At 64.8% G+C, this 17,019-nt stretch carries 15 protein-coding genes; 5 read left to right on the forward strand and 10 right to left on the reverse strand.

The window, feature by feature from the left end; translation table 11 throughout:
- Positions 1-307: 307 nt before the first annotated feature.
- Positions 308-1,378, reverse strand: a complete 1,071-nt coding sequence (locus tag ACSE4D_RS08725; protein WP_240689582.1) for a proline racemase family protein — start codon at positions 1,376-1,378, stop codon at positions 308-310.
- Positions 1,375-3,471, reverse strand: coding sequence for an FAD-dependent oxidoreductase (locus ACSE4D_RS08730; protein ID WP_135537769.1), 2,097 nt, complete (start codon positions 3,469-3,471; stop codon positions 1,375-1,377). Before ACSE4D_RS08730 ends, ACSE4D_RS08725 begins: the two co-directional genes overlap by 4 nt.
- A 163-nt stretch (positions 3,472-3,634) precedes the next feature.
- Here ACSE4D_RS08730 and ACSE4D_RS08735 point away from each other — a divergent pair, with 163 nt between their 5' ends.
- Positions 3,635-4,312: a GntR family transcriptional regulator gene (locus tag ACSE4D_RS08735; RefSeq protein WP_240689583.1), complete on the forward strand. Its 678-nt coding sequence runs from the start codon at positions 3,635-3,637 to the stop codon at positions 4,310-4,312.
- A gap of 84 nt (positions 4,313-4,396) precedes the next feature.
- Here the strand turns inward: ACSE4D_RS08735 and ACSE4D_RS08740 are convergent, their stop codons facing one another.
- Both ACSE4D_RS08740 and ACSE4D_RS08745 read right to left on the reverse strand, forming a co-directional pair.
- Positions 4,397-5,728 carry an MFS transporter gene (locus ACSE4D_RS08740; RefSeq protein ID WP_135537909.1) on the reverse strand — a complete coding sequence of 444 codons (1,332 nt, stop codon included), beginning with the start codon at positions 5,726-5,728 and terminating at the stop codon, positions 4,397-4,399.
- 405 nt (positions 5,729-6,133) lie between these two features.
- Positions 6,134-7,075, reverse strand: a complete 942-nt coding sequence (locus tag ACSE4D_RS08745; protein WP_135537772.1) for a GlxA family transcriptional regulator — start codon at positions 7,073-7,075, stop codon at positions 6,134-6,136.
- 107 nt (positions 7,076-7,182) lie between these two features.
- On the opposite strand from ACSE4D_RS08745, the gene ACSE4D_RS08750 reads away from it, so the two are divergent.
- The 3 genes from ACSE4D_RS08750 to ACSE4D_RS08760 all read left to right on the forward strand — a co-directional run bounded on the left by ACSE4D_RS08750 (position 7,183) and on the right by ACSE4D_RS08760 (position 9,578).
- Positions 7,183-7,494, forward strand: a complete 312-nt coding sequence (locus ACSE4D_RS08750) for a putative quinol monooxygenase (RefSeq protein WP_135537773.1) — start codon at positions 7,183-7,185, stop codon at positions 7,492-7,494.
- A 131-nt stretch (positions 7,495-7,625) separates the two neighbouring features.
- Positions 7,626-8,036, forward strand: coding sequence for a GlcG/HbpS family heme-binding protein (locus ACSE4D_RS08755; protein ID WP_135537774.1), 411 nt, complete (start codon positions 7,626-7,628; stop codon positions 8,034-8,036).
- Between the two features lie 210 nt (positions 8,037-8,246).
- On the forward strand, positions 8,247-9,578 hold the full coding sequence (locus ACSE4D_RS08760; protein WP_135537775.1) for an ISL3 family transposase: 1,332 nt from the start codon (positions 8,247-8,249) through the stop codon (positions 9,576-9,578).
- Here the strand turns inward: ACSE4D_RS08760 and ACSE4D_RS08765 are convergent.
- Together ACSE4D_RS08765 and ACSE4D_RS08770 are read right to left on the reverse strand one after the other, a co-directional pair.
- The gene (locus ACSE4D_RS08765) at positions 9,512-9,787 is read right to left on the reverse strand and encodes a hypothetical protein (RefSeq protein WP_135537776.1); all 276 of its coding nucleotides are present in this window, start codon (positions 9,785-9,787) and stop codon (positions 9,512-9,514) included. The genes ACSE4D_RS08760 and ACSE4D_RS08765 overlap by 67 nt on opposite strands.
- A gap of 312 nt (positions 9,788-10,099) precedes the next feature.
- Entirely contained in the window at positions 10,100-11,659 is a 1,560-nt protein-coding gene (locus ACSE4D_RS08770) for an aminotransferase class I/II-fold pyridoxal phosphate-dependent enzyme (protein WP_135537777.1), read from the reverse strand.
- Between the two features lie 118 nt (positions 11,660-11,777).
- Here ACSE4D_RS08770 and ACSE4D_RS08775 point away from each other — a divergent pair, with 118 nt between their 5' ends.
- Positions 11,778-12,776: a LysR family transcriptional regulator gene (locus ACSE4D_RS08775; RefSeq protein ID WP_240689584.1), complete on the forward strand. Its 999-nt coding sequence runs from the start codon at positions 11,778-11,780 to the stop codon at positions 12,774-12,776.
- 45 nt (positions 12,777-12,821) lie between these two features.
- On the opposite strand, the gene ACSE4D_RS08780 is transcribed toward ACSE4D_RS08775, so the two are convergent.
- The 4 genes from ACSE4D_RS08780 to ACSE4D_RS08795 are packed head-to-tail and all read right to left on the reverse strand — an operon-like array spanning position 12,822 to position 16,881.
- Positions 12,822-14,207, reverse strand: a complete 1,386-nt coding sequence (locus ACSE4D_RS08780; RefSeq protein WP_135537778.1) for a tripartite tricarboxylate transporter permease — start codon at positions 14,205-14,207, stop codon at positions 12,822-12,824.
- Positions 14,204-14,626 carry a hypothetical protein gene (locus tag ACSE4D_RS08785; RefSeq protein WP_135537779.1) on the reverse strand — a complete coding sequence of 141 codons (423 nt, stop codon included), beginning with the start codon at positions 14,624-14,626 and terminating at the stop codon, positions 14,204-14,206. The genes ACSE4D_RS08780 and ACSE4D_RS08785 overlap by 4 nt, the downstream gene beginning before the upstream one ends.
- Positions 14,627-14,674: 48 nt before the next feature.
- Positions 14,675-15,604, reverse strand: coding sequence for a hydroxymethylglutaryl-CoA lyase (locus tag ACSE4D_RS08790; RefSeq protein ID WP_436327086.1), 930 nt, complete (start codon positions 15,602-15,604; stop codon positions 14,675-14,677).
- Between the two features lie 2 nt (positions 15,605-15,606).
- Complete coding sequence (locus ACSE4D_RS08795; RefSeq protein ID WP_436327087.1) at positions 15,607-16,881, reverse strand: hydroxymethylglutaryl-CoA reductase, degradative; 1,275 nt, start codon at positions 16,879-16,881, stop codon at positions 15,607-15,609.
- Positions 16,882-17,019: the final 138 nt, after the last annotated feature.

Here is a 17,019-nt window from a genome sequence, read left to right on the forward strand (position 1 = left end):
CGAAGCCATATGCACTGGCTGGTCTCATATTCGGTTTGGCAGTGTTTTCAGGAATCTTCATACTGCTGCTGCCCGGTCTGTTCGACAATGCTTCTTCTGGACGAGTCTGGGTCACCTGGGTGATATTCGGCATTGCCGTGACGTTCGGGTCAGGATTGGTCTTGGCACGGCGGCGGTTCGAATAACTCGGTCAGCGATTCTGCAACGGGTCAAGCAGGCATTGTTTTGAGCGCAGAGGTCGCGAGGAGATTCAGATCGGGGCGCTGGATGTTCTCAACTTCGAATCGACGAAGTAGTCCAGGACGGCTCACCGCAGCACGAACCCGGGCACGAGGTCATCGAGCGGGTCGATCTCGAAGGTCGCGGTGCCCACGCGGTGAGCACTGCCGCTGACGACCGGAACGACGCCGTCAGCGGTCTCCTCGAGCACTCTCGCCCGAAAACGCGTGCCGACGATCGACTCATGGACCAGCGTCTGCCCGGGTCGAAGCTCACCGGTGGCATGGAGAGCGGCCAAACGAGCCGCTGTTCCCGAACCGCAGGGAGAGCGGTCCACCTGACCATCGGCGAAGATCGTGACATTGCGCTGGTGCAGCGCCCCGTCGGGCACGGTCCCGAATCGGTCGACGAAGATCGTGCCGTAGACGCCGGAGAGGCGATCGTCGTCCGGATGCACGGTCTGCGGGCGACCGGCCAGACCCGCCTTGATCTCACGGCCGAGCCCGATGAGCGCGGTGAGATTCTCCGACAGAACCACACCGCTGCTCCCGCCGCCTGTTCCGCTGTCATCTGAGCCTCCCGGTGGCGCCATACCGAGCTGCGCGCCGTCAACGAGGGCATAGATCGCCCCACCCCAGGCGAGGTCGATGCTCACCGGTCCTCGGCTCGTGGGAACCGAAATGTCCGTGCCGATGAGCCTGCTGGGCACATTGACGAAATCCACCGCGGCGGCCCGTCCCTTGCCGTCCGTGTGCACATGAGCCTGCACCCTCCCCGAGGGCACATCAATCGTCACTGTTGTAGTCCCGGACGGGTTGACCGCAACGAGCCCAGTCGACACCGCCCACGCCCCGAGCGCCATCGTCCCGTGGCCGCAGGCCGTGGAGAACCCGTCCTTGTGCCAGAAGAGGACCCCGAAATCGGCACCGTCATCATCGGGGGCGGTGATGAAGCCGCCGTACATGTCCGCATGACCGCGAGGTTCGAAGCACAGCAGCCTGCGCAGATCATCGACCTCCGAGCCCGGCACGGCCAGTTCCCGCCGCTCGGCCACGCTCCCGCCGGGGGCTTCGACCGGAGGTTCGGCGACGATCCGGAACGGTTCGCCGGCAGTATGGAAATCGATGCTTGTGCAGATCGTCGTCACTGGGCCACTCACAGCCCCATTCCCACTCTCAGTCCTTCCAGCACGGCCGCATGCACATTGCGGGAGGCGACGGCGTCACCGATCCGGTAGAGCGCGAACTTCGGCCCCGCCTCGGAGCCGGTGGATGTGCTCTGCGGGTCGGCGCCGGAATCCGGCTGCGGCTGTCCCCGCACCCACGCCTCAAGGTCCGTCGCCCCGTGATTCGACGACTGTGATTTGAGCTCGAAGTAGACCTCATCGTTCGGTGTCGTCCCGAAATCGACGACCACGGCATCGGTGATGACCTCGGTCTCCCGATCCGAATAGTCGTTGCGCAGCCTCGCCACGATCTCCTTTCCCTCGATCCGCGGTTTCTCCGTCAGGCGCTCGCCGAGGCGGACCTCGACTCCGAATTCGGAGAACACCTGAAGATAGGCGGGGGAGTTCATCGACCCCACATCGATGCCGATCGTGCGTTCGGGGCTGACGTAGGTGACCTGCTGACCTCCCCGAGCCAATCGTTCGACGGCGTCGAGGGCAGGGTAGAACCCGTGGTCGTCGAAGACGAGCACCCGCTGCTTCGATTTGAGCCGGTCGTCCATGACATCCCAGACGTCGAAGCTTGGGCCCTGCTCACGGAAGGGATACCCGGCGTCAGGAACCCCTCCGGTGGCGACGATGACGACGTCGGGGTCGAGCGCGAGGATGTCGTCCGCCTCGGCGAAGGTGTTCAGCCGCAGATCGACCCCGTGCTTCTTACACTGCTGGACGCGCCAGTCGATGATGCCGATGAGGTCGCGGCGTCGCTGCGAACGAGCGGCGATGCGCACCTGCCCGCCGGGTGCGTCATCGGCCTCGAGCAGCGTCACCCGGTGCCCGCGGACGGCAGCGACACGGGCGGCTTCGAGCCCGGCCGGGCCGGCACCGAGGATGACGACATGCTTCGGAGCCGCCTCAGCGTCGTGGGGGACCTCTTGCGGCAGTTCGGCTTCGCGACCGGTGGCGGGATTATGGATGCAGGTCGCCGAGCCTGAGGTGTAGATCGAGTCGAGGCACATGTTCGCGCCCACGCAGGGGCGGATGTCGTCCTCCCGCCCCTCGGCGATCTTGCGTGCGAGATGCGGATCGGCCAGCTGCGCGCGGGTCATACCGACGAGGTCGAGGCACCCGTCCTCGAGGGCGAACCGGGCGGTCGCGGCATCGGCGATGCGGGCGGCGTGGAGGACCGGGATGTCGATCGCGGCCCGGATGCGGCGGCAGGTGTCGAGCCACGGTGCCGCGGGTGTGCCCATGCCCGGGATTGCCTCGGCGAGTTCCCGGTCGGAGCTGATCAGCCCGACGTTGAGGCTGAGGAAGTCGATGCCATGCGCGGTGTAGGTCTGGAGGACCTCGGTGGCCCGGGCCTCGTCCATGCCATCGTCGCGGCGTTCGTCGACGGCCATGCGGATGCCGACCTGGAAGTCTTCGGGCACGGCCGCCCGGACCGCGTCGATGACGCGCAGCGGGAACCGCATCAGGTTCTCGAGTTCACCGGAGTACTCGTCGTCGCGGTCGTTGAGCCACGGAGCGAGGAACGCGTCGAGCAGGTGCCCGGCGTGCATGACCTCGAGGCCGTCGAGACCGGCGGCGGCGACGCGGGCGGCCGCGGCGGCGAAGTCGGCGACGATGCGATCCATGTCGAAGTCTTCCATGGCCTTCGTGAACGAACGGTGCGCTGCCTCTTTCGTTCGCGAAGTCGAAACCAGGGGCAGCCAGTCACCCGCGAAGTTCGAAGAGCGATGCCCCAAGTGGGTCGTCTGAATCATGACCGCTGCGCCCTCGTCGTGGCAGTCTTCGGCGATCGCTGAGAGCCAGGGCACCACCTCGTCGGTGGACAGATCGATGTTGCCGAAGGCGGCCGGGGAATCCTTGGACACGACGGCCGAGCCGCCGATCATCGTCAGCCCGACTCCGCCGCGAGCCTTCTCCCGGTGATAGAGCCGGTAACGGTCCTTCGGCATGCCGAGCTCGGTGTAAGCGGGCTCATGCGAAGTCGAGACGATGCGGTTGCGCAGGGTCAGGCCTCCGAGGTCGAAGGGCTGGAGCAGCGGATCGGCGGACGTGCCGAGCTGGGGATCGGCGGTCATGGGTTCCTCCTTCGTTGCAGGAACGGCTCCGACAGGGGAGCGACACTGGGTAATCGGTTACCGATTACCTGCCTCTATCGTGCGATCTCGCGGTTATGCTGTCAATAGCCGATGGAAGCCGATTGTGCACAGTGAGGTGAGGGAGGGAAACGTGATGGAGCGAATGAGACCGCAGACCGAGTCGCTGCGCGAGCAGGCGCTGGCGATCATTCGCGATGCCATCATCTCCGGTGAGCTCGCCGAAGACCGGATCTATTCGGCCGCCCGGCTGGCCAAGCAGCTTGGCATCTCTCTCAGTCCCGTTCGTGAGGCGATGATGGCGCTCGTGACCGAAGGAACGGTCGAGGCTGTGCCCAATCGGGGCTTCCGTCTCGTCCCCGTCACCGAGGCGGACCTTGAGGAGATCATCCGCATCCGTGTCCTCCTCGCTGTTCCGGCCGCCCGCGAGCTCGCCGAATCAACGGCGAAAGCCGGCGCGGTCAACCGTCTGCGCGAACTCGCCGAGGCGACCGTGGCGGCGGCCGAGAGCGGTGAGATCGCCGAGTTCTACACCCAGGATCGCCGATTCCACGAAGCTCTGCTCGAACACGGGCTCGGTGCGCGCGCAGCCGCGATCAGCCTGCGACTGCGTGATCAGTCGCGCCTCTACCGACACCAGGACCAGATCGGGACCATTACCGTCGACTCCGCCCGTGAGCTGCCGAGGATCGTCGACCTCATCGAGGCGGGCGATTCCGCCGAGGCGGCCGAACTCGTGACGTCGAACCTCTACTTCTTCAAGCGCTTCCCCGCTCACCCGGACTCTACCTTGCCGTGTCAGGTGGAATCGGCACGGGAGTAAAGCGACACCGGGTCGCCCCTGTCGGGACGGCCCGGTGTCGCTGTCTGTGATCAGATCGAGTACCCGATCGCGTGTGGATCTCGATCAGGCAGGTGCCTTGTCGGGGTCGATGTCGACGATCGGCATCGCCTCGATGTCCATATCCGGGTTCTCCGCCTGGGTCCGAGCCAGCTCTTCGGCCTCCTCATGGGTGGAGACGGTCGGGAACGACCCCGGCAGCGGTTTGTGCGCGGATTCCTTCATGAGGAGCACGGCGACGAGCGCGACGACCGAGAAGAACAGGATGTAGAACGCGGGCATGAACGAGTTGCCGGTGGCGTCGATGAGTGCCTGGGCGACCAGCGGCGTGGTGCCGCCGAACAGGGAGACACCGAGGTTGAACGTCAGGCCCATCGCGCCGTAGCGAGATGCGGTCGGGAAAAGGGCGGGCAGCGTCGAGGCCAGGCAGGCGATGTAGAACCCGGCTGGCAGGGCGACCATGAACAGAGCGACCATCACCGCCCACATCTCACCGATCTGCATGACGGCGAAGGCGGGAATGATGAGGATGATCGTCATGATCGCGGCCGCCATGAAGACGAACTTGCGTCCCAGTCTGTCTGAGAGCTTGCCGATGAGCGGCAGGCAGGCAGACATGACGACGAGGACCGGGATCGTGGCCGCAGCTGCCTGGACGTTCGAGACCTTGACGGTCTCTTCCAAGTAGGTGGGCATGAAGCTCGTGAGCGCATAGCCGACAGTCTGCGATCCTGCGACGACGGCGATGCCGATGAGGATCTCTTTCCAGAAGTGGCGAACGACGCCGATGAGCCCGTGGCGAGCGTACTTGTCGTCCTTGACCTTGATGTCGCGGCCGGCTTCTTCGCTCGACTCGAAGCTTGGGGTCTCGGGGATCTTCAGGCGGAACCAGATGGCGACGGCGCCGAGCGGGATGGCGATGAGGAACGGGATCCTCCAGCCGCCGTCGAGCATGGCGTTCTCGCCGTTGATGGACGTGGTGACGACGGTCGTGATGGCCACGGTGCCGGCGCCGGCGGCGAATCCGAGGTAGGAGCCGACATCGAGCCACGACGCCCAGTAGCCGCGAGACTTGTCCGGGGCGAACTCGGAGACGTAGGTGGTGGCACCGGCGTATTCGCCGCCGGTGGAGAAGCCCTGGATCATCTTGAGCAGGTAGAGCGGGATGATGACCCATAGACCGACCTGGGCCGCGGTGGGCAGCGCGCCGATCAGTGCCGTGGCGGTGGCCATCGTGGCCATCGTGAAGAAGAGGACCTTCTGGCGACCGATCTTGTCGCCGAGTGGTCCGAGCACCATGCCGCCAAGAGGACGAACGAGGAACGAGACCGCGAAGCCGAACAAAGTGACGAGCAGGCCCATCTGCTCGTCCATGCCTTCGGTGAAGACGGTCCTCATAGTCAAAGCGGCTCTTCCCAGATGAGGGTGTAGGTCGGCCGGGCGCGTCGGTCCGCAGATAGACGTCGAGGTCTCCCGACGATGGAGGTTCCTACGCCATCCATCCGAAAGACCTCGACGTGACCGACGCTACCCCGCCGGCCGGCTTCGGCCGCCCTGACCTGACCGCCTTCGCGTCTCATCCCAATCGACCCTGATCGAGTCTGCTGACCCCCTCGACGAGAACGCAGCGACACATCACAGCCACCCGACCCCGACCGTCCGGGAAGCCGGGACACGTCACATGGCCTGTGCTGCGGGCGTGTCGAGTGGGTCGTCCAGGGGCGACGCAGTAGCGTCGACGCGACGTGCTGAGAGGTGGTTCCAGTCGAGCACTAGCACACCGGCTACAGGCATGGCGATAGGTCAGGAACGGCGTCGCTCCCTACGCAGGAGGGAGCGCAGAGTCTCGGCGTTCGCGTAGCCGACCCGTAGCGCGATCTCGGCGGAGGTGAGATCCGTGGTTGCTGAGAGGTGCCGAGCTCGTTCGATGCGAAGCCGTTGGACGAACCCGAGCGGAGTGAGGTTGAGCGCCGCACGGACTCGTCGTTCGAGGGTGCGCCGGCTGGTGCCGAGCGACTGCGCGACGAAGGCGACGTTGAACGGTTCGTCCAGTCGGGCGCGCACGAAGCGTTCGAACTCGACGACGATCGAGTCCTCGTGCCGGAGATTTTCGTAGGCGACGAAGGCCGCCTGCGACGGACGCTCGTCGATGATGAGGAGCTTGGCGACATGTTGGGCCAGGTCGGGGCTGATCGATCGCACGAGTGAGAGCGCGAGGTCGATGTGGGCGAACGCGGCGCCGGCGGTGACGAGGTTCCCGTCGACCACGACCATGGTGTCGAGATCGAGGGCGACGCTCGGATAGCGCTTCAGGAACTCCGGCCCCAGGAACCAGCTGGTCGTCGCCCGCCGATGATGCATCCGTCCGGTCTCGGCGACAGCGAACACGCCGGTGCACGCCGCGGCGATCCGGGTGGTCGCCTCGTCGAGGCGCCCGAGCGAGGCGATGACCGAACGAGCATCTCGGCTCTGGAGGGCGTCGTTGGTAGCGGCGGCCGTAAGGGTTCCAAGCGCAGGGACGACGACCACGTCGAACTCTGCGGACTCCGACAGCGGGTGGTCCACCGACAGGGTCATCGATGCCGTCGTGGTCACTCGCCGTTTCGGTCCGAGGATGGCGAGTTCGATCGGGTCGATCCGCGGGTCGACATCACCGCGGGCTCCGTCGGCTACCCGCACGATGTCGATGATCGACGCGATAGCCGAACCGAAGCAGCCGTCGATCGCGATCAGTCCGATACGCATGACGTAAACAATAGCAATACTGCCGTATACGCCACTACCCACCGGCCCTCGCTCGTCATACGCTGAACTCGTCACACGAAGAATCACGACTTCAAGGAGAGTCCCTCATGTCAACACCCGCATCACTTCCGTATGCCTTCGTCGCCAAGATCGTCGCGGCCGATGGACAGCACGACGCGCTCGCCGATCTGCTCGCCGGCGCTGTCGCACTCGCCAACGAAGAAGTAGGAACGATTGTCTGGTTCGCGGTCAGGACCCACGCCGACACCTTCTGGATCTTCGATGCATTCCACGACGAGGCCGCTCGCGACGCCCACGCCAACGGCGCCATCGTCGCAGCCCTGACGGCCAACCAGCACCTCCTCAGCGCAGCACCCGAGATCCTGCCGGCCGACGTCCTCGCGTCCAAGCTCCCGTAGTCCGCTCACGCACGTTCGCAACGCGAACCACAACACGAGCGCTGTCGGTCACAAACTCAACAGGCAAACCAACGGGCGGCTCTGGAGCGGCTCGAGCCACAAAGCGCACGCCACATTCGAAGGAGCAATTGATGCTATCAATTCCTACATTGTCGTTGGACGACGCCAAACGTGTCATCGCGGCAGCAGAAGCTGAATCCAGCACGCAGGGTCAGCCCAGTAACATCGCCGTCGTCGATGCCGGCGGCAATCTCGTCGCTCACGTACGGATGGACGGAGCGTGGCTGGGCAGCATCGACATCTCGATCAACAAAGCCTTCACGGCCCGCGCGTTCGACACAGCCACCAAAGACCTCGGCGACCTCGCCCAACCCGGTGAGCAGTTCTACGGCATCCACGCCTCCAACGACGGTCGGGTGATGATCTTCGCCGGTGGCATCCCGCTCGAGCGCGACGGCCAGGTCGTCGGCGCCGTCGGCGTCAGCGGAGGAACCGGTGACCAAGACCAGGCCGTCGCCGAAGCCGCCGCCAGCGCCTTCTGAGACCGACCCGCACCGAACCCGGCCCCCGGCCGGCAGCCCACCCACCGAAGGAGCCGCACCATGCGTGCTCTCGTGTACCACGGTTGTGAAGCGCCATAGGGGCTCATCCCGGTTGTGGGTGTAGCAGGCGTTGGCGTGGCGGTCCCGGGATAGACGTCGAGGTCTCCCGAGGATGAAGGCTCCTACACGCTCATCCTGAAAGACCTCGACGTGCCCGACGCTACCGCCGGCGACCGCTCACGCGCGTTCGCCCACCCAGATCTGACCACCTTCTGCCGACTCGACGAGCTCGGCCTCGTCGTCACCGGCCAACGCCTCGAGTCCGACCGTGCGGTCGTCGCGTGCCGGGTCGCCGAAGCCGACCAGTGGTGCCGCCGATGCGGCTGCGAAGGAACCCCGCGGGACACGGTCACCAGGCAGCTGGCCCACGAACCACTCGGCTGGCGACCTACCACGCTGCTGCTCACCATCCGCCGCTACCGATGCGCTGGCTGCGGGCACGTGTGGCGCCAAGACACCTCCCGGGCGGCCGAACCTCGGGCGAAGCTCTCGCGTCGCGGGCTGCGGTGGGCACTTGAGGGGATCGTGATCGCTCACCTCACCGTCGCCCGGGTCGCCGAGGGTCTCGGGGTTGCCTGGGACACCGCTAACGACGCCGTCGTGGCCGAGGGCAAGCGGGTCCTGATCGACGACCCGGCACGGTTCGAGGGTGTCCGAGTCGTTGGCGTCGATGAACACGTGTGGCGCCACACCAGGCGTGGCGACAAGTACGTCACCGTGATCATCGACCTCACCCCGATCCGTGATGGCACCGGCCCGGCACGGCTCCTAGACATGGTCGAGGGTCGCTCGAAGCAGGTGTTCAAGACCTGGCTCGCCACCCGGAGCGACACCTGGCGTGACGGCGTGGAAGTCGTCGCGATGGACGGGTTCAGCGGCTTCAAGACCGCCACCACCGAGGAGCTCCCCGACGCTGTCGCGGTCATGGATCCCTTCCACGTGGTCCGGTTGGCCGGCGACGCGTTGGACCGGTGTCGACGCCGGGTCCAGCAGGCCATCCACGGTCACCGCGGCCACAAGGGTGACCCGCTCTACTCCGCACGGCGAACGCTGCACACCGGTGCTGGGCTGCTCACTGACAAGCAGGCCAGCCGACTACGGGCACTGTTCGCCGGTGATGAGCACGTGCAGGTCGAGGCGACCTGGGGGATCTATCAGCGGATGATCGCGGCCTACCGCCACGAGGACCGACGCCAGGGCCGCGAGCTCATGACCAAGCTGATCGAGTCGGTCAGCGACGGCGTCCCGGCCGCGCTGATCGAGGTCATCACGCTGGGCCGGACGTTGAAGAAGCGGGCCGCCGACGTGCTGGCCTACTTCGACCGCCCCGGCACCAGCAACGGGCCTACGGAGGCGATCAACGGCCGGCTCGAACACCTCCGCGGCTCAGCCCTCGGGTTCCGCAACCTCACCAACTACATCGCCAGGTCCCTGCTCGAGACCGGCGGCTTCAGACCGCGACTACACCCTGGAATCGGATGAGCCGTCAAAGCGAGGTAGCCGTAGACGCCGAAGTCGAACCATTCCATGAAGTTGCCGACCGTGGTCCCGCCGATGGCGGTGCGGATCGATTTGGTTTCGACGACGATGCAGTCATCGGCTTCGAACCGTCTCTGCTTCTTGATTGCACGCCGTTCCTTGCGCGACGGCTTCTTGTCCTTCTGCGCGAATCTGTCGTGGCCTTCTGGCATCAGAGGTTCCTCGTTTCAGCTGCTGCTAGGCAAGTTGCAGGGCCGAGTCGCCGGAATGGTGCGAACTCTGCGCGGCAGTTGCTGTCGGATTTCGACAATGCAGAACATCCTTACGCGGCACGAAAGGCATGTCAATAAAAATTGTGACACAGTTCACGGCAGATGTGTCCGATGGCAGAAGTGTTCGTTGAAATCTGTCCAGTGGTCCAGAAAATACGCAAAAAAGATATAACTTAATTCGCAGGGTCAATTGTCCAGTGGCGTTGTCGGCTGAGGCCGACGAGCACGGTGCGGACGGTGACTGCGCGCAGATCAGTTCCTGATGACGCGATAGGTCTCGAGACCGGGGTCGACGGCACCGCGGACGTGACCGGAGGGGCTCGCTGCCACGGCCTGGAGGAAGCCGATGGTCTCGACGGTGATCTCCTCGCCGGGCAGGACATTCGGAATGCCGGGAGGATAGGCAGCCAGCGAACTCACACTCACTCGTCCGACGGCTTCGGCGGCTGAGACGAGTTCGGAGTCAGCGAAGAATGCTTCACGCGGCGTCATCGCCAACCGGCCGGCTGTCGGCAGCGGAGGCAGTGCCGTGCGCACGGAGACTCGTCCGTCGCCGACGGCCGTGCCGGCGTCCGCGGTTTCGATGCGCAGTGTCTCCAGGGCATCGATGAGGCGGCCGATGTTCGGGGACTTGCCGATGCCGATGAGAGCGACGAGAGTCGTCGCTGTCGACATCTCGGGGAAGATGTCGAACTCTTCGGCCAGGCGTTTGCGGACGGTGTGTCCGTCGAGGCCGGTGGCGGTGATGTCGATGGGCAGGCGGAACGGGTCGATGTCGACGACGTCGGGGTGGCCGAGGAACTCGCCGGACAGCAGGTGATAGCGGTCGGTCGCCTCGATCTGCGCGCGGATGTGGCGGATGTTCTCCAGCGACTCCGTGATCGCCTCGGTCGAGGTCATGAGCTCACGGCGCGCCAGGTCGATCGAGGCCATCAGATGCGCGTTCTCGCTCGTCGAAGCGGTCATCATGAACGCTCGGGCCAGCGCCGGTTCGAGCCGATCGGCGAATTCGGTGTCGCCGAGGTGAAGGAGCGCGGATTGGGTGAGTGAACCGGCGAGCTTGTGAGTGCTCATGATGACGATATCGGCACCAAGGGTCACCGGGGACGCCGGCAGGTCCGAGTGGAACCCGAAGTGGGCGCCCCACGCGGCATCGACGATGAGTGCGGCACCGGCTTCATGGGCCACCTCGGCGAGGGATTCGACATCGGCCACGGCACCGAAGTAGCTCGGGGTCACGAGGTAGACGGCGCTGACCTCATCGGGGTGGTTGCGGATCGCCCGGCGCAGCGAATCGGGGGTCACGCCATGGGCGATGCCGTTGACCTCGTCGACATTGGGGTAGACGAAACCGGGATTGAGGCCGGCCAGCACGATGCCGTCGATGAAGCTCGAATGCGCACTGCGCTGGGTGATGACTCCGCGGCCGAGGGTGCCGATGGCCAGTGCGGCCATCCGGTTGCCCTGCGAGGAGCCGTTGGTGAGGAACCAGGTGCGCTTGGCGCCCCAGGCCTCGGCAGCCAGGGCGAGAGCTTCGTCCTTCGGGGTGTCGGCACCGAGGTCGATGCCGTCGAAGAGTGGGGGGATGTCCAGGGAGAGGGTGTGCTCGCCGAAGAATTCGGCTTGACCGGCAGAGATTCCCGTTCGGGTGCCACCGTGTCCGGGGGTGGACAGGAACAGCGAATCGCGATTCGCTGCCTGTGCCAGGGCCTCGGCGTAGGGCGCGCGGGCCTGTTCCGGGTTCGCTGGGCCGATGGGGGTCGACGACGCTTCCGGAGCCGGGGACATGGGGGAATCATGTTGGACGGTCATAGTCCCAGAGTAGGAAGCCGACCCTTGCCGGGAGAATAGCAACTTTCCTAAACTGCTCTATACACACTATTGAGCTGTTTGCGGGAGAATGATGGATCCACTGGATACAAGAGGACTCGTGGCTCTCCGTGCCATCGCCGATTCCGGCTCAGTGGCGGCTGCGGCCGCTGCCCTGGCCTGGAGCCAACCGACGGTCAACCATCACCTGCGCAATCTCGAGCGGACGTTGGGATCGACGCTCATCGTGCGCAGTCCCCGCGGTTCGCATCCGACCGCAGTGGGCAGCCTCGTCGTGGCGCGGGCGACGGAGATCCTCGGACTGTGCGATCGCCTCGGCACCGAAGTGGCCCTGTGGAGGGAGTCCCAAGCAGTGCCGGTCAAGATCGGGGCGGTGCCCACAGTCGGCGCCAGGCTGATCCCGCCGCTCTACCATGACCTGCAGAAACGGCCTCGTTGGCAGACCCGCGACGAGGCGGTGGCCGGAGCCGACGGAGGAACCCAGGGCACTCACCCCGAGGCTCCGACCGCGGCTCTGGACGTGACGATGGACGAGCACGCGGAACTCGTCTCGCGGCTCGAGGCCGGTGACCTCGACCTCGCGCTGCTGGTCTCCACCGACATCGACAAGACGTGGATCCCCGTATCGCTCTCCGCCCGTCCCCTCTATTCGGAGCAGCTGAGCCTGTGCGTGCCGAAATCCATCGGTGCCATCGCCGTCGATGACAACGGTCTGCCCGATCTCACGGCCCTGGTGTCCCAGACCTGGGCCTTCAGCATCGACCCGGGTGACGCCATCGACGAGGTGGTCCGCTCCTTCTGCGTCGCTGCCGGGTTCGAACCCCGGGTGGGGATGCGTATGGACGACTATGCGGCCATCAATCGGATGATCTCAGCCGGACTGGCGGTGGCGATGATCCCCGAATCCTCACTCTCGACCGACCCGGACATCGAGATCATCCCGATGCCCCTGAGCGCCTGCCGTCGCGACGTGCTTCTCGTGTCCCGGGCCGCCCAACCGCGGACGACGTCCCGCCGTGATCCGATCGTCGCCGCTCACGATTCCGCCATCGCCGAGGTGGTCGCCGTCATTCGTCGGGTCACCGCCCAATATCGGTGACCGGTGGACCCGCCTCGGTGAGGGAAGGAGAGGAAGGCGCGGTCTTCACAGCGCCAGCAGGGCGGGCACGGTGAGGGCGGCGACGTAGTAGCCCATGAATTGGACTCCTGCGTGCATGCCGATGAATCGGTTGAATAGGCCCCCGACGAGTCCGACCGTGAGCGTCACTCCCAGGGCCAGCAGTCCGCCCTCATAGAGGCAGATGACGCAGATGAGCGAGGCGAAGCCGGCGATGATCGCTTCGTGGGAGACGGATCGCATCACCCAGGTCGCTGCCCGGTGGGCGTTTGTCATGACGAAGGGGTAGGCGATGACGATGGCGATGATCGCCGCGATCACGGCGAAGAGTGCGAACTGCCCGGTCGTGAGCAGGTCGTGGAGATTGTTCGTCTCTCCCGTCTCGGCGTCGAGCGTGTACACCGGCGGAGCGTTGAACAGCGGCGCAGCCGGACCGGCGGCCATCGGCGAAAGCGGCAGACCGATTGCGATGAGCGGAATGAGGGTCTCCGCGATGTAGGTCGACTCCGTAGTTCCATTCCTGACAGTGACGACAGTCGTCAGACGTTCGTAGCCGTTCTTGATTCGGCTGCCGACGATCTCGCCCATGAGCACGGCCATCGCCACAGGTGAGAACACGAAGGTGGCACTGGTGATCGCCGCTGAGCCGCTGGTGTAAGCGAGCTGCTTCCCACTCAGCGTCTTGAAGGGGTTGGGCAGACGCTTGCCGTCTCTCGAGCGCACGTCGGGAGCGAGGTTGAACTCCCGCTTTCCCTCCTGTCGCATTGCCCGGCGGCCAACAGGCGAAAGCGCTGAGAGGAGGTCGAAGATGAGCGGGCCGGTGGCAATGCCGAGGAAGAACGAAGTCGTGAAAGTCGCTTCCTTCTGCTCCATGATGAACGCCTGCAGGCCGACGATGATCAGAACGAAGGGAATGAGGGCGACGACCGCGGCCAGCTTTCCCTTCGAGGTGTAGGCGACTAGGACTGCAGCGGCGATGAAGATCCATGGGGCGGCGGCACCGATCGCGTCGGCGAAGGGGGTGAGCACGAGCGCAAAGACGATCGAGAGCGGAACTGCTATCGCAACCGAGATGACACCACCGGAGATCGCTTTTCGCAATGCGATATGAGGGACACCCAGGGACCGCAGAAGTTGAGCTTCGCGCAGCATCGGCACGGCGGTGGTATCCCCCGGTATGCCGAGCAGCGTCGTGGGCACGGCGTGGGAGATGTGTTTGGCGATGATCGCCGCGAGGAAGAACGCGATGACGCCGGCCGGAGGAACGCCGATGAGTATCACCAGCAGCGCCAGTGGGGCAACGATCGCGGTTTCATCTGTGCCGGAAATCAACCCGATGCCGGTGAAGAGCACTCCGGCGAGGACCGCCATCCCGATTGCCCACAGAATGGGCTCGATGAGTTCTGCGCTCACTTGTGCCCGCCCTTCTCCTGAGCTCGCGTCTCGTGGTTTTCGACAAGAGCGTCGAAGAGGCCGAGGGCACGGACTTCTTCCTGGACCGAAGGGCCGAGTTCTCGTGGGTCACCGAGATCCCCGTATTCGTCGACGATCTCGTTGATGATCTCCTGGCGATTCCGAGTGTCGGCGCCGGCAGTCGTGATCACGCGCTTCGGTTTGAATAGGAACCCGGCGATCACTGCACCGACGATGCAGCCGACGATGCCGACGAGCAGCGCATACGAGTGCCCCAGAGTTCCATCACCTCTGGAAGCAAAGATCTGATCAGCGATTAGGTAGGCCGGGACAGCGATCCCGACTCCGATGGCTATTCCACCGGTGAGGTGTTTGGGATCGACGGTGTCATTCCACACCTCGAGCAATTGCGGCATCATTGCCTGCCTTCTGTCGGCCGACGGTTGTCGGGAACGTGAACGGTGGGACTACCGGCTGAGGACAGCCGAGGGCGTGGCAGATGGGAGCGGGGTGCCGAGTTCGTCGCTCAGCCACTGACTGATGGCCGCCACGGCTTCGATATCGACTCCGGTCGAGATGCCGAGCCCGTTGAGCATCCAGAGGAGGTCTTCGGTGGCGAGATTGCCGGACGCACTGCGTGCGAATGGACATCCTCCGATTCCTCCTGCCGATGCATCGAACTGTCGTACTCCGGCCTGGAGCGCAGCGTAGACATTCGCGAGCGCCTGGCCATAGGTGTTGTGGGTATGCAGGGCAACCCGGTCGATCGGAATCCCGGCGTCGATCAGGCTATCAAGGACGGCGGTCACATGACCGGGAGTAGCGGTCCCGATGGTGTCGCCCAGGCAGATCGTTGAGCAGCCCGCGTCGACCAGCCGTCGAGCGGCGGCGGCGACATCTGCCGGGTCGACCGACCCCTCCCAGGGATCGCCGAACACCATCGAGAGGTACCCCCGCACGCGAAGACCCGCGGAAGTCGCGGCTCTGGCTGTTTCGAGACTGCGATCGGTGGTCACCTGAAGCGAATCGCCCAGATTGGCTCTCGAGAACGAATCCGTGACGCTGATGAATACCGCGACATCTTTGGCTCCGGCCGCCACGGCATCATCGAGACCCCTCCGGTTCGGGACGAGAACCGGGAAAGCGAGGTCGGAATCCACATCCAACCCGTCGAGAACCGATCGAGTATCAGCCATCTGGGGAACGGCTCGAGGAGAAACGAAGCTTCCGGCTTCGATGACCTTCAGGCCCGCACAGGCAAGACGCTGTATCAGCTCGAGACGGACCGTTGCAGGAAGTATGCGTGATTGCGACTGCAACCCATCTCGGGGGCTGACTTCGCAGATGCTGACTTCGGGCGGCAGGTCCGATTGGGTGATCTGCTGTGGAAGCTCCATCGTCACCGCGAACCACCCGATCGGAGTTCTTCGAGGATGGACTGGACCCGGTCGAAGCGGAATGCCTTCTCCTCGATGAGCCGATCCACGATGATCGCGGCTTCTTCGGCGTTCGCTCCGGCAGAGGCGGCGAGGTTCTTGGCGTGCAGCGACATATGTCCGCGCTGAACTCCTTCGGTGGCGAGCACTCGCAGTGCGGCAAGGTTCTGAGCCAAACCGGTGGCGACGATCATCTCGGCGAGTTCTTGGGCCGTCGAGACTTCGGCGATCTGCAGAGCCGTGCGTGCAGCGGGGTGCACCTTGGTGGCTCCTCCGACGAGCCCAACGGGCATCGGCATCTCGAGAGTCCCGACCAGGTCGCCGTCAGCGTTCTTCTCGAAGGTCGAAAGGGATGTGTAACGGCCGTCGACGACCGCGTGGGAATGGGCGCCGGCCTCGACTGCACGAGTATCGTTCCCGGTTGCAAGCACGACGGCGGAGATGCCGTTCATGATGCCCTTGTTATGCGTGGCGGCACGATAGGAATCGGCTGCGGCGAGTTCGTAGGCGTGGAGGATGTTGTCGATGACGCCTTCACCGCCGAGCAGCTCCTTGTCGAAGACCGCGCGGGCGCGTGACAGTCGACGGTCGGCTTTGTTGGTGAGGATGCGCAGAAGTGCCTCGCCTTCGGCGATGGCTGCGACGGAGCCGGAAACCGCTTCGGCCATGGTGTTCACAGCATTCGCCCCCATCGCATCTCGCACATCAACGAGAAGATGGACGAGCACGTAGGTCGAAGTCCGTGCTTCGACGAGACGAACCGTGAGGCCCTTGACCCCGCCACCAACTTCGACGAGCTTGGGGTCCTGAGCATTGGCCAGGTCGATGATCTCCGATTCCCGTTCAAGGATTCGGGTGCGCGCGGCGTGCGGATCCGACACATTGATGAGCTGGATCTGCGCCTGCATGATGGGCTCACTCGAACTCGTGAAGAAGCCGCCCTGCGGGCGTGCCATTCGTGCAGCATTGCTGGCAGCGGCGATCACCGATGCCTCTTCGGTCGCCATGGGGACGAGCGCGTCGGTGCCGTTGATCGTGAAGTTGGTGGCCACGCCGAGAGGAAGCGAGAACACTCCGAAGATGTTCTCACTGAGATCGGCCGCATCCTCGGGGCCGAAGGAATTCGCATCGAGCTGCTGGAACAGTTCAGTGTCGAGCCCGGTTGTCTCTGCGACGGCCGTCCTGCGTTCGCCGACCGACATGTTTCGGAAATCGGCAATTCGGCTGTTCTCTGCCATCGTATGTCTCCAGTCAGGTCGTCATTGGCCGACAACGGCTGTCGGTCGGAGTTCCTCCGCAGAGAACAGTCAAGCATCGCAGCACGACAGTGACCATGGCCGTTTCGGCCCGAATCCAGGACTGTCCATGTCTGTTTC

Origin of the sequence: Brevibacterium sp. FAM 27836, from assembly GCF_051351055.1 — a bacterium.
GTDB lineage: Bacteria > Actinomycetota > Actinomycetes > Actinomycetales > Brevibacteriaceae > Brevibacterium.

Coding starts and splice junctions, on each gene's coding strand:
- ACSE4D_RS08785 (WP_135537779.1), bottom strand. CDS start 14,626: ATGATGCCGCAATTGCTCGAGGTGTGGAATGACACCGTCGATCCCAAA.
- ACSE4D_RS08795 (WP_436327087.1), bottom strand. CDS start 16,881: ATGGCAGAGAACAGCCGAATTGCCGATTTCCGAAACATGTCGGTCGGC.
- ACSE4D_RS08765 (WP_135537776.1), bottom strand. CDS start 9,787: ATGCCAGAAGGCCACGACAGATTCGCGCAGAAGGACAAGAAGCCGTCG.
- ACSE4D_RS08740 (WP_135537909.1), bottom strand. CDS start 5,728: ATGAGGACCGTCTTCACCGAAGGCATGGACGAGCAGATGGGCCTGCTC.
- ACSE4D_RS08770 (WP_135537777.1), bottom strand. CDS start 11,659: ATGACCGTCCAACATGATTCCCCCATGTCCCCGGCTCCGGAAGCGTCG.
- ACSE4D_RS08745 (WP_135537772.1), bottom strand. CDS start 7,075: ATGCGTATCGGACTGATCGCGATCGACGGCTGCTTCGGTTCGGCTATC.
- ACSE4D_RS08750 (WP_135537773.1), top strand. CDS start 7,183: ATGTCAACACCCGCATCACTTCCGTATGCCTTCGTCGCCAAGATCGTC.
- ACSE4D_RS08790 (WP_436327086.1), bottom strand. CDS start 15,604: ATGGAGCTTCCACAGCAGATCACCCAATCGGACCTGCCGCCCGAAGTC.
- ACSE4D_RS08730 (WP_135537769.1), bottom strand. CDS start 3,471: ATGACCGCCGATCCCCAGCTCGGCACGTCCGCCGATCCGCTGCTCCAG.
- ACSE4D_RS08755 (WP_135537774.1), top strand. CDS start 7,626: ATGCTATCAATTCCTACATTGTCGTTGGACGACGCCAAACGTGTCATC.
- ACSE4D_RS08735 (WP_240689583.1), top strand. CDS start 3,635: ATGAGACCGCAGACCGAGTCGCTGCGCGAGCAGGCGCTGGCGATCATT.